The organism is Polyangium sp. y55x31, assembly GCF_029946505.1.
In the GTDB taxonomy this organism is placed as follows: domain Bacteria; phylum Myxococcota_A; class Polyangia; order Polyangiales; family Polyangiaceae; genus Polyangium.
In genome coordinates, this window is sequence record NZ_JARZHG010000005.1 from 336326 (window position 1) to 351146 (window position 14821).

Consider the following 14821-nt stretch of genomic DNA (forward strand, 5'->3'; position numbering starts at 1 on the left):
CAGAGGGCCGAGGGGATTTTTGTCGCGCGCGGCAGGCGGGACGCACGAGAGCGCCTGCGAGGAGGCTGCCCGGGGCGGCCCGGTCCGCGGCTGGCAGGGCAGGGGAGCCCGACGCCCCGTCCGGGGCATCTTCTGCATTGTTCGCTGACGACAAACCATTGCCGGATCGTCCCCATTCCAAGCGTTTCAGCCCGAACGGCGCGGCTCGGCGAAGTGCTGCGATCGCCCGCCTTCGATTGTGTTTCCGCCCCCGCGCGCTATCGTGAAACCCGGGGATCATGGGGGGCATGAAAAGCGCGGAATGTGCGATCGACGTCGACGTCGATCTCGGCGAGGCCTCGCTGCCGCGCCCGGGGGACGTGGTCGCGGGCAAATATCGGGTCCTGCGCGTCCTCGGCGCCGGGGGGATGGGGGTCGTGGTCGAGGCGGAGCACACGAGCCTCCGGCAGCGCGTCGCGCTCAAATTCCTGCACCCCAAGGTGGCGGCGAGCGACGTCTCGGTGACGCGCCTCCTCCGCGAGGCGCGGGCCGCGAGCGCGATCAAGAGCGAGCACGTGGCGCGCGTGCTCGACATGGGCACCCTGCCGTGGGGCTCGCCGTTCGTCGTGATGGAATATCTCACAGGAATCGACCTCCGGGGCGTGCTCGGCCGCCGCGGCCCGCTGCCCGTCGAGGACGCGGTCGATTACATCCTCCAGGCGTGCGAGGCGCTCGCCGAGGCGCATTCTCTGGGCATCGTCCACCGCGACATCAAGCCCTCGAATCTTTTTCTCACGAGTCGCGCCGACGGCTCGCCGCTCATCAAGGTCCTCGATTTCGGCATCGCCAAGGTCCTGCGCCCGAGCGGCGCGGCGCAGCCGGAGGACATGGTGACGCTCACGGGCAATGGATTCGTGGTGGGTTCGCCGCGGTACACATCGCCCGAGCGGCTGCGGGATCCGACGCACGTCGATCCGCGCACCGACATCTGGTCCCTCGGCATCGTTTTGCACGAGCTTTTGACCGGCCAGAGCCCGTTCGAGGCGAAGACCATTTCGTCTCTTTATTTCCGCATCGCCGCGGATCCTCCCGCGCGGGTCCGCGATGTTCGTCCCGACGTACCGGAGGGGCTCGAAAAGGCGATCCTCCAGTGCCTGGAAAAAGATCCGAGCAAGCGCACGCCCGACGTGGCCGAGCTCGCGGCGTCGCTCCGGCCCTTCGCGCCCGAGCGCAGCGAGACCAGCGTGCGGCGGGTCATCCGGTTGATCGGCATTACGCCGGAAAAATTGCCCACGTATGCGGGGTGGGCCGGGAGCCGCGAGGCGGACGGCGCGCGCGGCGTGCTCTCGACGGCCCTCTTGCCCGCGGCGTTGCGGCGCTCCACGCGCATTCGCGCAGGGCTCGGTTTGCTCGGCGTGATGCTGCTCGTCGTGGGGGCGCTCGTCGTATCGCGCGAAGAGGCGCCCGAGGAGATCGCGCCTTTGCCGGGGCAGGTCCGCGCGGCCTCCGTGCCGCGAAATGAGCCCTCGATCGAGGTTGCGCCGGCCGATCGGAGCGCCCCGACCGCCGAGGGGCCCGAGGAGCCCGCGGCGCCCGCGCCGAGCCCGGGGGCCAAGGAGCCAAAAGGTGGCACGACTTCGCCTTATCGAACCTCTGGGGCCCCCGCGGGGCGCCGCAAAGGAGGGAGCTTCCTTGATCCGCTGGGCAGTCGCAAATAAGAAATACGTTCGTCGAGACAACCTACTTCTTCTCCCCGGGTGCGTGATGCTCGTCCTCGCCGCCGGAGGAACCGCCCGCGCGGCCGACTCCGCTGCGGAGGAGGCCGAGGCCCTCTTCCGCGAGGGCAAGCGGCTCATGGTGGAGAAGCGGTATGCCGAGGCTTGTCCGAAGCTCGCGGAGAGCCATCGGCTCGATCCGGGCGGCGGGACGATCCTGAACCTCGCCCTCTGTCACGAAGCGGAAGGCAAGACGGCGACGGCCTACCGCGAGCTCGGCGAGGCCCTCGCATGGGCGCGCACGGACGCGAGGCCCGATCGCGCGGACATCGCCCACGAGCGGCTCGAGGCGCTCGAAGACAGGCTCGCGCGGCTCGTGGTGGTGCTCGGGCCGGGCGCGCGCGCCGCGGGGATGGCGATCGAGCGTGATGGAACGTCGATCGCGGAGGCGTCGCTCGGCGAGCCGGCGCCGGTCGATCCGGGCGAGCACGTGGTCGTCGCGACGGCCGACGGCAAGGAGCCGTTCCGCACGACGGTGCGGGTCGCGCCGGGCGCACGGGTGACGGTGGTGGTGCCCGCGCTCGCGCCGTCGCGGGGGCCCTCGGGCGCGCGTATCGCGGCGCACGTGACCGCGGGGCTCTCGGCGGCTGCGCTCGGCGCGGGAGCGTTTTTCGGGATCCGCGCGCTCGTGAAGGAGAAGGAGGCGCGCGCGCGGTGTGACGGCGCGCTCTGTCCCGACGCCGCGTCGCTCGGCGTGGCCGAGGACAGTCGGACGTCCGCGCGGATTGCCGACGTGGCGCTCGGCGTGGGCGCGCTCTGTCTGGTCACGAGCGCGACTCTCTACTGGGTGTCGCGCTCGAAGAGCTCGGCGGATCCACGCGCGTCGATCGCGATCACGCCGTCCGCGGGATCGGGCGCGACGTTGCTCCTCGGAGGAACATTTTGAGCACAAAACGAGCGGTGGTCCCTCCCTTCGCCCGGCTCGTCGTGGGGCCGCTCCTCCTCGCGGGTCTGCTCGGCTGCGAGATCGTGGCGGGGATCGAGCCACGCAGGCTCGCGCCGGAGGCCGCGTCCGAGGGCGCGTGCATGGAGATGACGGGCGCGGGCTTCCCCGACTCGGCGACGCGGTTCTGCTCCGATGGCGCCTCCGCGGTGTCTTGCGACGACACGAGCCTCGCAGCGGGCCAGGATGGTCACGTGCTCGGCGTCTTGCCGAGCTACACGGAGGCACCGTTCGGGAAGTCCGAAGGAGGTGGCGTGCGCGACGAGATCCTCGATCTCGTGTGGGAGAGCGGCGCGGCCCCAGCACCCGTCTCGTGGGAGGAGGCGCGCGCGCGGTGCGAAAAACTCGGCGGCGGCGCGCGGCTGCCTTCCCGCGTCGAGCTCGTCTCGCTCGTGGACTACGGGCGCGACGGGCCCGCGATCAACCCTTCGATGGTCGAGGTGCCCACGTCGTCCACGGATCTCTACTGGACCACCACGACGGCGATGGATGGCGTGTGGGTGGTCGGGTTCGTCGACGGGTCGATGACGTCGCTCGATCGCACGCTCACGGCGCGCACCCGCTGCGTCATCGGTCCTGCGCGCGTGTCGTGCCTCGAAGTGGGCGACGACGGCGAGACGCTGATCGACGAGCGCACGGGCCTCGTGTGGCAGCGGGTGAGCACGCCGGAGGTGGGTACATGGCAAGGCGCGCTCGCGTTTTGCGCGTCGCTCACGCTCGGCGGCGCGTCCGGCTTCCGGCTGCCGAGCATCAAGGAGCTCGTGAGCCTCGGCCATGGCGAGGAGGAAGATCCGACGCCCGCGGCGACGTCGTTTCCCGACGGTGAAGGCCGCTTCTGGTCGTCGACGCCCGTCGCGGCCGCGCCGTCCGAAGCGTGGATCCTCGACGGCCTCACGGGCCGCATCGATCACCAGCCGGTGATGGTGAAGGCGCGCGTGCGTTGCGTGCGATGAAACGCGCGGCTCAAGCCCAGGCCGAGCCTGCTTCGGGATCCGGCGTGAGGCCTTCGAGCGCGCGGCGCGCTTCTTCGGCGTCCTTCGCGATCTGCGCCTTCAGCGCGTCGAGCCCCGCGAAACGTTGCTCCGATCGGATGTGGCGAGCGAGGTGCACACGCAGCCGCGCGCCGTATAGATCCTCGTCCCGATCGAAGACGTGCACCTCGAGCCGCGGGCGCGCCGCCGCGGGATCCACCGTGGGCCGCACGCCGAGGTTCGCCACGCCGCGCCCGAGCACCGTGGCGCCGCGCTCGCCCTCTGCAGGCAAACGATCGATCAGGACGGCGTACACGCCGAACGGAGGGAGCGCCTCCGGCGCGTCGAGGATGTTCGCCGTGGGAAACCCGATCGTCCGCCCGCGTTTGTCCCCGGGCACGACGGAGCCCGAGAGCGCGTGCCATCGACCGAGGACGAGCTTTGCCTCGTCGAGATCACCGCGCGCGATCGCCTCCCGCGCGCGTGTGCTCGACCAGGGTCCAGTCGTGTCGCCGACGAGCGCGTGGGATCGCGTCTCGAAGCCGAGCTCCTTGCCGAGCCGCTCGAGCTCCGCGAAATCGCCGGCCCGCTGCGCGCCGAAGCGGAAGTTCTGCCCGACCATCACCACGCGCGCGCCGAGATCGCCGAGCACGTGTTCGGCAAACGCGCGTGGGCTCTGCGCGGCGAACGCGCGATCGAAGTGCGCCACCGAGACCCGGAGGCCCGGCACGGCGCGTTCGCACAGCGCGATCTTGCGCGCGAGCGGCGTGAGCAGCGGCGGCGCCTTGCGGCCGAGGACCTCGGCCGGGTGTGGATCGAACGTGAGCACCACGGGATCGAGCCCGCGCTCTCGGGCCATCCGAGCGGCTTCATCCAGGACGGCGCGGTGGCCTCGGTGGAGACCGTCGAAGTTGCCGATCACGACGAGGGTGCCGGTACGTCCGCTCGTCTCGCCGCGCTGGGAGCCGCTCTGCCGATCCACGATCGCGCTACCTAGTCAAAGCCGAGGGCCCGCGCAAAGCCGAGGTCGTTCCATGATGCATTGACCAGAAGATCCTTGACGGAAGTAGGGGTGGCTGGTAGAGCCGCGCCGCCGTTGACCCTTCGGCGTTCGGGGTTGTCGTGGTCGCTCGGACAGGCCGAGCGTCGACCAAACCCTCGGCAGGCAGGGAGGCTGGCCGATGTTCAAGAGAGTGAGCATCTTCTCGGGGAACGCGAACCCCACGCTCACGCAGGAGATTTGCCAGTGCCTCGAGTTCCCGCTCGGCAAATGCCGCGTTTCGCGGTTCTCCGACGGGGAGACGTTCTGCGTGATCCAGGAGAACGTCCGTGGCGTGGACACGTATGTCGTGCAGCCGACGTGCTCGCCGGTGAACGACAGCGTGATGGAGCTCCTGATCATGGTGGACGCGCTCCGGCGCGCCTCCGCGGGCTCCATCACCGCGGTCATCCCGTACTACGGCTACGCCCGGCAGGACCGCAAGGCCGCGCCGCGCACGCCGATCACGGCGAAGCTCGTGGCCGACCTCCTCGTCGCCGCGGGCGTGCACCGCATCGTCGCGCTCGATCTGCACGCAGGCCAGATCCAGGGGTTCTTCAACATCCCCTTCGATCACCTGCACGCGATGCCGGCGTTCCTCGATCAGCACCTTCGTGAGCACTACAGCCGCGACTGCGTGATCGTCTCGCCGGACGCGGGCGGCGTCGAGCGCGCGCGCGCCTATGCGAAGCGCCTCGATGGCACGCTCGCCATCATCGACAAGCGCCGCGAGCGTGCGAACGAGAGCGAGGTGATGAACATCATCGGCGAGGTCGAGGGCAAGCGTTGCCTCATCCTCGACGACATCATCGACACGGCGGGCACGCTGGTGAACGCGGCGAACGCGCTCAAGAAGGCGGGCGCGAAGAGCGTCGCGGCCGCCGCCACGCACGCCGTGCTCTCGGGCCCGGCGCTGTCGCGGATCATGGAATCGCCGCTCGCCGAGGTCATCGTCTCCAACTCGATCCCGCTCTCCGAGGAAGCCAAGGCGTGCGGGAAGTTCAAAGTCGTCAGCGTGGCGCGCCTGCTCGCGGAGGCCATCCGCCGGATCCACCACTCGGATTCGGTGAGCTCCCTCTTCGTCTAGGTCTAGCGTCCTCGCCCCGCGTTCGTCGTTTCGTGTCCCCCTAAGCGCCTGGACAACCGTGCAGTTTCCTCTAAGGCTACTGGCTTCGCCTCGGAGGATCGTCGGAAGAGGCGCACAACCCGATCGATCTCTGCTATAGCGCCGCGTCTCGGATCGGAACCGGAGAGTCGTCCCATGATGGAAATCATCAAGCTCAGCGCCAGCCGTCGTCAGGAAAGCGGAAAGGGCCCGTCGAACAGGCTCCGCCGCACGGGCAACATCCCTGCCATCTGCTACGGCAAGGGCCTCGAAGCGTTCCCGGTTGCCGTGTCTCCGAAGGCCCTCCTCGAGGTGCTGAAGTCGGCCCACGGGAAGAACTCGGTCATCGAGCTGGCCGTCGAGGGCGGCGACAAGCTCACCGTCATGGTGCGCGACTACGGCTACCACCCGATCTCGCGCGAGCTCGTCCACGCGGACTTCCTCCAGGTCAAGCTCGACCAGCCGGTCGACGTGGAGATCCCCGTTCGTTGCGTCGGCAAGTCGAAGGGCGTCGCGGGCGGCGGCATCCTCCAGCAGATCTTCCGCACCCTGCCCATCCGCTGCCTGCCGGAGAAGATCCCGGCGGTCGTCGAGATCGACATCAGCGAGCTCGACCTCGGCGACACGGTGAAGGCCGGCGCGGTTCCGCTCCCCGAGGGCGTGAAGACGCGTCTGCCCGAGGATCAGACGGTCGTCGTCGTGGCCGTGCCCGAGAAGGGCGAGGAAGGCGCGGCGGCTGCGCCGGGCGCTCCGGGCGCTCCGGCGGCTGCTGCGGCCGGCGCGAAGGGCGCGGCGCCCGCGGCGAAGGCTGCGGCTCCTGCGGCCGGCGCGAAGGCTGCGGCGCCTGCGGCGAAGGCTGCGGCTCCCGCCAAGGACGCCAAGAAGAAGTAGTTTCAGCACCAACGGTCCGAGTGATCCGCCCCGCGGCGCGCGCCTCCAAGCGAGGCGCTCCGCGGGGCACGCTCGTCTTCGGACCTCGACTTCCTCGTCATGCTGCTCGTCGTCGGCCTGGGCAATCCGGGCGAGAAATACGCGTCGCACCGGCACAACGTCGGCTTCATGGCCGTCGAAGCGCTCGCGGCGCGCGCTCGCGCCGATGCCTTCCGCGAGAAGTTCTCGGGCGTGTGGGCTCGCGCGACGCTCGGGGACGAGCCGGGCGTGCTCCTCCAGCCGATGACGTACATGAACGAATCGGGCCGGAGCGTTCAGCCCGCCCTCGCGTTCTTCAAGATCGCCCCGAAGGAGCTCGTCGTGATTCACGACGAACTCGATCTTCCGTTCGGGGATGTTCGCCTCAAGTTCGGCGGCGGACACGCCGGGCACAACGGGCTGCGCTCCATCATGTCCCACGTCGGCACGGGCGACTTCGCGCGCGTCCGCGTTGGCGTCGGGCGGCCCCCGCCGGGGTATCGCGGGGAGGTGGCGGACTACGTGCTGTCGCCGTTCGACGCGGTCGAACGTTCGCGACTGCCCGACATCTTGAAGCTCGTGACGGATTCTGTGCTAGAAGTCGCGACCCGCGGCTTCGACGCCGCGATGAACGTTCGAAACAGCCGGCCAAAAGCCGGCAAGAAGCAAGCGAAGGAGCGGAGCGAGGCGCGCACGTCGCCCGAGCCCGCGAACGCGAAAGCGGCGGAGGACAAACCGTCGGTTTCGCCTGGCGAAAAGCGCGAGGGACAATAACCCGGACGTTGTTCGCACCTTCGTGAGGCGCGCACGCTGGTTTGTCCGTGAGGAACGCCGGCGCCGCGCGCCGTCCTCGCTCCGGGGCACGACGTCTCCGGGGCCATCGTCCAAGAGGAGAAGCATGAGTCGACTCGTGACGGCGCCGAACCGCGCCAGAGAATACGAAACGATCTACATCCTGAAGCCCGATGTCGACGCGGACACGGCCGAGCGTGTCGGCTCGCGCCTGTCCGACGTGATCGGGCGTGAGCAAGGCCGGCTGACCAAGGTCGAGAACTGGGGTCGCCGCCGGCTCGCCTACGACATCCGCAAGCACCGCCGCGGCGTGTACATCTACCTCAAGTACCTCGGCACGGGCCGCGTGGTCTCCGAGGTCGAGCGCAACCTCCGCCTGATGGACGGCGTGATCAAGTACCAGACCGTCCTCGTCCGCAACGACGTGGAGGTCGCGGGGATCGCGATCGCCGAGGAGGACGTGAAGTTCGAGCGCGTCGAGCTGCCGCCGATCGAGGAGGAGCGCGACGAATCGAGGGAGCGTCAGCTCGGCCTGATCGAGCCGGAGCGTCGTCAGGAGCGGACGAGCGAGGCGCCGGCCTCGGGCGAGCTCGACGACCTCGAGGGCGAGGCGGACATGACCGGCGACGAGGAAGAGGGAGGCTGAGCCATGAATCAGCGAGGAATGGATTCGGGCAGCCGCAACATGGACATGGACGACCGCGATTTCGGGCGGACGCCGGATCTGAACGCCGACGCCCCCGGACGCCGCCGCACCGGCCGCAAGCGCGTCTGCCGTTACTGCGCCGACAAGGCGCTCTTCATCGACTACAAGGACCCGCAGGCGCTCAAGTACTTCATCTCGGAGCGCGGCAAGGTCGTCCCGCGCCGCATCAGCGGCAACTGCGCGCGGCATCAGCGCAAGGTCACGCTCGCCATCAAGCGGGCGCGCAACATCGCGCTCTTGCCGTTCACCGTGACGGCGTAACGAGGAGGACGTCATGGCCAACTACATTCACGTGGTCCTGACCGAGGACCTCCCCAACGTCGGCAAGAGCGGTGAGCTCGTCCGGGTTCGTCCCGGCTACGCCCGTAACTTCCTCGTTCCCCGCGGCCTCGCGGTCGGCGCGACGGCGGAGAACGTCGCTCGCATCGAGCACGAGAAGAAGGTCGCCGAGGTGCGCGCGGCGAAGACCAAGAAGGCGGCCGAGGAGCTCGCGCAGAAGCTCGCGAACGTGAAGCTCACGATCACGAAGCCGGTCGGCGAGGGTGATCGGCTCTACGGCTCGGTCACCTCGCGCGACGTCGAAGAGGCGCTCGCGGCGCAGGGCTTCACCGTGGATCGTCGTCGCATCGAGCTCGACACGATCAAGGCGCTCGGCACCTACCAGGTTCCGATCCGCCTCGCGACGAGCGTCACCGCGACGATCGACGTCACGGTCGCAGCGAAGTCCTGATCTCGTAGGCATCAGGCGTTGGCCCGGATCGAAAGGCGAAGAGCCGATCGGTCCGGGCCTTCGTTCATTTGTCGACCAACGATTCTCCCGCGAGAGACCTCCGCGCGATCTCGTTGCCGCGCTGGATCGCGCGTTCGATCGTCGCGTGATCCCGGAGCGACGCCGGCCCCTCGCGCGCGAGCACCGAGAGGAGCCCCGCGACGAACGTGTCACCCGCGCCGAACGTGCTCGCCACCGCGAGCGCCGGGCCGCCCGCGCGCACCTCGCCGAAGGGACCGAGCGCGCGGGTCTCCGCCGCGCCGAACGTCGCGATCACGATCGCCTCGGGCCGGAGGAGGGGCGCGAGATCCTGTGGAGCGGACGCGCCGAGCAGCCGCAGATCGTCCTCGCTCACCTTGAGCAAGTCGACCGCCGCGAAGAGCCTCCGCGGATCCGCGCGCGTGATCGCGTCGCCAGCCCAGAGCCGAGGCCGGAGGTTCGCGTCGAGCGTGACGAGCGCTCCCTCACGCTTTGCTTGCCGTGCCGATCGTTCGAGCGCGAGCAAACACGCGCGCGAGGGCAGGAGCCCGGAGACGTGGACGACGCGCGCGCCAAAAGCGCGCGGCAAGGCGTCACGCAACGCGAGCGCCTCTTCCTGCACGGCGCGATACGCCACGGCGCGCGGCGGCGCGTGGGTCAGGAACACGAGCCCCGTGCGGGTCGACTTCTTGGCGTGCACGCGCGACACGTCGACCCCGCGTCGTGACAGATGTGCCACGAGCGCGTGCCCCACGGGATCGTCGCCCACCGACGCTACGAGCCCTGCGCGCAGGCCGAGCTGTGCCAGCGTGAGCGCCACGTTCACCGCGCCGCCGCCGGGTGTGAGGGAGAGCTCGGTGGCGTCGTCGAGCGACGTGCCCGGTGATGTGGAGAGGTCCCAGAGTGCCTCACCCACACACACCACGTCGGCGGATGTCGTCGTTTCCTCGCGATCGTCTTGCCGATCCGGGTACCGCGCGCGGGTGTTTCCTGGTAGATCGCTCGTCGATCCCGACGCCTCGGAGGGCCCGCCCTTCGGGGCGTCTCCCATTTGGGGCCTCACCATGTGGATATCTTCGGGATTGATTGGGGCCATCTGGTGAAGAAGTGCCATGCAGATCGCTCAGCAGCGTCGTGGACGTTCGAACCAACCGATGGAACCGGCCCCTGTCGCGGGTCGTGTTCCGCCGCATGACCTCGACGCCGAGGCCGCGGTGCTCTCGGCTGTGCTCCTCGAGCGTGATGCGCTCGATCGAGTCCTCGAGATCGTAAAGCCGGAAAACTTTTACAGCGATGCGAACCGACGCATCTTCGAGGCGGCGACCGCGCTCGCCCTCTCCGGCACGCCGATCGACATCGTCTCCATCGCCTCGTGGCTACGCGATCGTGAGTGGCTGGCCCAGATCGGCGGCGCCAGCTACCTCGCGCAGCTCGCGGACGCGACGCCCGCCGTGGCGCACGTCGCCGCGCACGCCAAGGTCGTTGCCGAAAAATGGCGTTTGCGCCAGCTCATCGCCACGTGCCAGCGCGTCGCGGCCGAGGGGTATGGCGACGTCGGCACGGTGCAGGAGTTCATCGACGGCGCCGAGCAGGCGATCTACATGCTCGCGCGCACCGCGCAGTCGACGAGCGTGCAGCCGATCGGGCAGGTGCTCAAGGCCGCGTTCGAGCAGATCACGGCCGCGGCCGAGCGTGGAGATCGCATCACGGGCATCTCCACGGGCTACGAGCGGCTCGATTCGAAGACCGCGGGCCTGCACGACGGCGATCTGATGATCGTCGCGGCGCGCCCCGGCATGGGCAAGACGTCGTTCGTCCTCAACATCGCCGTCAACGTCGCCTCGCCGCGCACGGTGGCCGCCGGCCCTGGCGAGGCGGACCATGGCTACGAGCGGCAGGAGCCCGGCTACGGCGTCTGCGTGTTCTCGCTCGAGATGCCGCGTGAGCAGCTCGCGAGTCGTATGGTCTGCACCGAGGGGCGCGTCGATCTCGGCAAGCTGCGCCAGGGTTTTTTGCAGCCGGACGACTGGCGCAGGCTCACCGAGAGCGCCTCGTATCTGTCGACGCTCCCGATCTGGGTCGACGACACGTCCGCGCTCACGCTCCTCGAGGTCCGCGCGAAGGTCCGCCGCATCCAGGCCGAGTACAACCGCGCGGCTGGGCCGGGGCAGCCCGAACGGCGCGTGGGGCTCGTCATCATCGACTACCTCCAGCTCATGAAGGGCCGCGACGGCGTGAGCAGCCGCGAGCAGGAGATCAGCGAGATCTCCCGAGGCTTGAAGCAGCTCGCCAAGGAGCTCCGTGTCCCCGTGATCGCGCTCTCGCAGCTCAACCGCTCCGTCGAGACCCGCACGAACAAGGACAACGGCAAGCGCCCTCAGCTCAGCGATCTCCGCGAGTCCGGCGCCATCGAGCAGGACGCGGACACCATCATGTTCATCTACCGCGACGAGTACTACAACCCGGAGACCACGAACGCGAAGGGCATCGCCGAGATCATCATCGCGAAGCAGAGGAACGGTCCCACGGGCAAGGTGCTCGTGCGGTTCGCGTCGTCGTACACGCGCTTCGACAACCTCGCGCCCGGCGACTACCCCGAGATGGTCGACGACGAATGACGTCCCAAGATCCGGCGCGTTCGCGCGTCGGAGGCTCATCATGCCGTCCGGCTCCCCCAAAAAACGCCTCGCGCTCGGACCTCTTCTCCTCGGCCTCGTGACGGCCCTCGCCGCCTGCGTCGAGCCGATCCAGAGCGGCGGCGTCGTCATGTACGGCGGCGAAGAAGCGCGTGTCGCCGCGATGTGCCGCTTTCGTCGCGGCGCCGAGGGCAAGGCCGGGTTCTGCGCGCCGGAGACGGAAGCGCCCGCCGCGGTCACCCTCGCGCGGGTCGAAAAGGAGCAGAGGCTGTTCGTGGGCGCGGTCGAGGCGAAAGCGGGCGACGTCCTCCTCGACAACGGCGCGATCGCGGCGGTGATCAGCGCCTCGGACGGCGCGCTCGTGGATGCCGCCGACGTCGAGGTCCGCGAGGACGCGCTCGGCCGCGTTTCGACGTGCCTCGGCGCGCCGCTCGGCTGCCTGACCGGCGTGACGATGAGCCTCTCGCAAGGGCGCGACGGATCGGCGCAGGTCCTCGCGCGTGGCCACGCCGAGGGCGATCCACGCGTGACGATCGCCACGCGGTACATGCTCGTCCCGGGCGCGCGCGTGATCGTCGTGTCGACCCTGATCGCCTCGAAGGCCGACGAGCCCGTGGTGATCCCGAGCCTCGGAGACGTCGTCCACTGGGGCGCGGCGGAGCCCGTGTCCGCGGCCGCCAAAGGACCACCGCCTCCCACGGCCGCCGCGGCCAAAGCCCCGTTCGTGGCTGCGCTCGGTCATTACGTTGCGTACGCGATCGCGCCTGCCGACGATCGACCCACGCTCGAGATCGAAGGCGCTGCGAGGACTGTGAGCCTACGCTTTGGCCGGGACGTCACGCTGCCGCCCGGCGGATCGACGCGCTACGAGCGGCTCTTCATGGTGGCCCCGCGCGGCGACACCCTCGGCGTGCTCACCGAGCTCGCCCTCGTCCGCGAGGGGCGCGTCCCGGGCGCGATCGAGCTTCGTTTCGTGGACGAAGCAGGCAAGCCGCTCCCTCCGCCCGGGGATGCGCACGTAGAGCTCCTGTCCCCGCGGGATACGCTCGTCCCCTTCCTTCGGATCTCCCCTTTCGTCGAGGAAGCCGTCGTCGCCGCCGAGGCGCCCCCGGGCGCGTACGAGCTCGATCTCCGCGGAGAAGGGCTGCGCGCGCTCGCCCGCATCCCCATCGAGATCAAGTCGGGCGAGGTGACGCAGGCGACGATCACCGTGGGCGCAGAAACTGCGCCCGTGCCCGCTCCGGTCGCTCCCGAGGGTGGTACGCCCGCGCCCTGACCACGGCGGCTTCCCGGCCCGACCAAAGGAACTGGTGCCCGCGCGCGCCTCCGCCGTGGGTTCGTCCACGCGGACGTGCTACGAAAAAAAAGCGCGTTCCATGGTGGATCGGCTCGGCAGAGAACGGCTCCTCGAACTCACGCTCGCGGGCACGCCCGAAAGGGCCCTCGCGTCGCTCGCCGCCGCTTCGCCCGAGGACACGGCCGACCTCGGCGCGCTGCGTGAAGACCTCGCGCTCCTCGCGCACGCCGCGCCGCCCGTCGAGCCGCCGAAGCGCTTGCGCGAGCGCCTCCTCGCGACGCGCCCGAGGCCACGCGGCCCGAGGCGTCCGGTGCTCGTCGTGCTCGACATGATCAACGACTACCTCACGCCCGGCCGCCCGCTCGAAGTTCCGCGCGCGCGTGACGTGGTCTCGGCGGTGAAGGAGCGCATCACGTGGGCGCACGAGAAAAACGTCCCCGTGATCTACGTGTGCGACACGCACGAGCCCGACGACGAGGACTTCCGCGACTGGCCGCGCCACGCCGTCGCCGGCACCGAGGGCGCCGAGGTGTGGCCCGAGATCGCTCCTTCGTCCGGCGATCACGTCGTGCACAAGCGGACGTACAGCGCCTTCACGGGTAGCTCCTTCGGGCCGCTGCTCGACGAGCTCCACGCCGATCAGATCATCCTCACGGGCTGCGCGACCGAGATCGGCATGTTCGCCACTGCGAAGGACGCGCTCGAGCGTGGGTTCGTCGTGACGATCCCGCCCGACTGCCAGGCGGGCATGAGCGTCGTGGCCGAGCACGTCGCGCTCGTGACCCTCGCGGCTCTCGCGCCGTTCGAGCCGCGGTACCTCCGCGCCGCGCCTTGAAGAACCCGCGCGCCGCGTGCGAAGCGGCTCGCCTTGCTCCATGATCGCCGCGCCCGTGATCCGCACCGAGCTCCTGCCCTTCGACCCGCCGGCGATCGCACGCGCCGCCGCGCTCCTCCGCGGCAAGCGCCTCGTCGCCTTCCCGACCGAGACCGTCTACGGCCTCGGCGCGCGCGCCGATGAACCTTCGGCCGTGCGTGGCATCTTCGAAGCGAAGGGTCGTCCCGCGACGAACCCGCTCATCGTGCACGTCGCCGGCGTGGCCGAGGCGCGCGCGCTCGCGCTCGACTTTCCGCCCGTCGCCGAGCGCCTCGCCGAGCTCTTCTGGCCGGGCCCGCTCACGCTCGTCGTCACGCGTAGGCCGGGCGCCGTCGCCGACGAGGTCGCGGCTGGCGGATCGACCGTCGCGATCCGCGTGCCTGCGGCGCCCGTCGCGCGCGCGCTCCTCGAAGCGTGCCGTTTGCCCATCGCGGCGCCGAGCGCGAACCGCACGACCTCGCTCTCGCCGACGACGGCCGAGCACGTCCTGAAATCGCTCGGCGGGCGCATCCCGCTCGTGCTCGACGGCGGACCTTGCCGGCACGGCATCGAGTCCACGATCGTCGACGTCTCGCGCAGCCCTGCGGTTCTTTTGCGCCCGGGCGCCATCTCCCTCGATGAACTCTGCCGCCACGTCGACGTCGTCGATCCCGGCGCGATCACCGTCTCGCTCGACGAACGCGCGCCTTCGCCGGGCACCTCCGCGCGGCACTACGCGCCTCGCGCCACGCTCGTCATCGTGCCTGCCGACGAGGCGCGCGCCGAGATCGCGAGGCGCCGCGCGGCGGGCCTCGTCACGGGCGCTGCGCTCCGTGCGCCCGGCGCTGCGCTCGATCCTCCCGTCGAGATCTTGCCCGCCGACCCCGAAGGTTACGCGGCCGCGCTTTATGCGGCGCTCCATCGACTCGACGACGCTGGCTGCGACAGCGTCGTGGTCGAAGCGCCTCCGTCGGGCTCGGCGTGGGCTGCCGTCCACGATCGCCTGCGTCGTGCCTCCTCCGCTTGAGCGCGGGAATTGCTGACGCCCCCTCGTTGGTTGTGGCAAAA

15 protein-coding genes are annotated in these 14821 nt (G+C 70.0%); 13 read left to right on the plus strand and 2 right to left on the minus strand.

Translation table 11 applies throughout. From position 1 onward, the window contains the following. Positions 1-287: 287 nt before the first annotated feature. The 3 genes from QHF84_RS12930 to QHF84_RS12940 are packed head-to-tail and all read left to right on the plus strand — an operon-like array spanning position 288 to position 3650. Complete coding sequence (locus tag QHF84_RS12930) at positions 288-1697, plus strand: serine/threonine-protein kinase (RefSeq protein WP_281313565.1); 1410 nt, start codon at positions 288-290, stop codon at positions 1695-1697. A gap of 46 nt (positions 1698-1743) precedes the next feature. Further along, entirely contained in the window at positions 1744-2640 is an 897-nt protein-coding gene (locus tag QHF84_RS12935) for a hypothetical protein (RefSeq protein WP_281313566.1), read from the plus strand. Further along, the gene (locus tag QHF84_RS12940; protein WP_281313567.1) at positions 2637-3650 is read left to right on the plus strand and encodes a DUF1566 domain-containing protein; all 1014 of its coding nucleotides are present in this window, start codon (positions 2637-2639) and stop codon (positions 3648-3650) included. Before QHF84_RS12935 ends, QHF84_RS12940 begins: the two co-directional genes overlap by 4 nt. 10 nt (positions 3651-3660) lie before the next feature. Here the strand turns inward: QHF84_RS12940 and ribF are convergent, their stop codons facing one another. After that, complete coding sequence (gene ribF / locus QHF84_RS12945; protein ID WP_281313568.1) at positions 3661-4650, minus strand: riboflavin biosynthesis protein RibF; 990 nt, start codon at positions 4648-4650, stop codon at positions 3661-3663. A 199-nt stretch (positions 4651-4849) separates the two neighbouring features. Here ribF and QHF84_RS12950 point away from each other — a divergent pair, with 199 nt between their 5' ends. The 6 genes from QHF84_RS12950 to rplI all read left to right on the plus strand — a co-directional run bounded on the left by QHF84_RS12950 (position 4850) and on the right by rplI (position 8949). Next, complete coding sequence (locus tag QHF84_RS12950) at positions 4850-5794, plus strand: ribose-phosphate pyrophosphokinase (RefSeq protein ID WP_281313569.1); 945 nt, start codon at positions 4850-4852, stop codon at positions 5792-5794. 174 nt (positions 5795-5968) lie between these two features. Beyond that, positions 5969-6703, plus strand: a complete 735-nt coding sequence (locus QHF84_RS12955) for a 50S ribosomal protein L25/general stress protein Ctc (RefSeq protein ID WP_281313570.1) — start codon at positions 5969-5971, stop codon at positions 6701-6703. Positions 6704-6802: 99 nt separating this feature from the next. Then, positions 6803-7495: an aminoacyl-tRNA hydrolase gene (pth, locus tag QHF84_RS12960; protein ID WP_281313571.1), complete on the plus strand. Its 693-nt coding sequence runs from the start codon at positions 6803-6805 to the stop codon at positions 7493-7495. A 124-nt stretch (positions 7496-7619) separates the two neighbouring features. Then, positions 7620-8159 (plus strand): 30S ribosomal protein S6, encoded by a 540-nt coding sequence (rpsF, locus tag QHF84_RS12965; RefSeq protein WP_281313572.1) that lies wholly within the window; start codon positions 7620-7622, stop codon positions 8157-8159. Positions 8160-8162: 3 nt separating this feature from the next. Next, positions 8163-8480 (plus strand): 30S ribosomal protein S18, encoded by a 318-nt coding sequence (gene rpsR / locus QHF84_RS12970; RefSeq protein ID WP_136929515.1) that lies wholly within the window; start codon positions 8163-8165, stop codon positions 8478-8480. A 25-nt stretch (positions 8481-8505) separates the two neighbouring features. After that, positions 8506-8949 (plus strand): 50S ribosomal protein L9, encoded by a 444-nt coding sequence (gene rplI, locus QHF84_RS12975; protein ID WP_348652858.1) that lies wholly within the window; start codon positions 8506-8508, stop codon positions 8947-8949. A gap of 64 nt (positions 8950-9013) precedes the next feature. Here the strand turns inward: rplI and QHF84_RS12980 are convergent, their stop codons facing one another. Continuing rightward, entirely contained in the window at positions 9014-10033 is a 1020-nt protein-coding gene (locus QHF84_RS12980) for a PfkB family carbohydrate kinase (RefSeq protein ID WP_281313574.1), read from the minus strand. Positions 10034-10121: 88 nt separating this feature from the next. Between QHF84_RS12980 and dnaB the strand changes: the two genes are divergently transcribed. From dnaB to QHF84_RS13000, 4 genes are all read left to right on the plus strand, one after another. Beyond that, on the plus strand, positions 10122-11585 hold the full coding sequence (dnaB, locus tag QHF84_RS12985; RefSeq protein WP_281313575.1) for a replicative DNA helicase: 1464 nt from the start codon (positions 10122-10124) through the stop codon (positions 11583-11585). Between the two features lie 40 nt (positions 11586-11625). Continuing rightward, a complete protein-coding gene (locus tag QHF84_RS12990) occupies positions 11626-12879 on the plus strand; it encodes a hypothetical protein (RefSeq protein WP_281313576.1) in 1254 nt (417 codons plus the stop codon). A 100-nt stretch (positions 12880-12979) separates the two neighbouring features. Next, positions 12980-13735 carry an isochorismatase family protein gene (locus QHF84_RS12995; RefSeq protein ID WP_281313577.1) on the plus strand — a complete coding sequence of 252 codons (756 nt, stop codon included), beginning with the start codon at positions 12980-12982 and terminating at the stop codon, positions 13733-13735. Between the two features lie 40 nt (positions 13736-13775). Further along, the gene (locus QHF84_RS13000) at positions 13776-14780 is read left to right on the plus strand and encodes an L-threonylcarbamoyladenylate synthase (protein WP_281313578.1); all 1005 of its coding nucleotides are present in this window, start codon (positions 13776-13778) and stop codon (positions 14778-14780) included. The last annotated feature ends 41 nt before the right edge of the window (positions 14781-14821 follow it).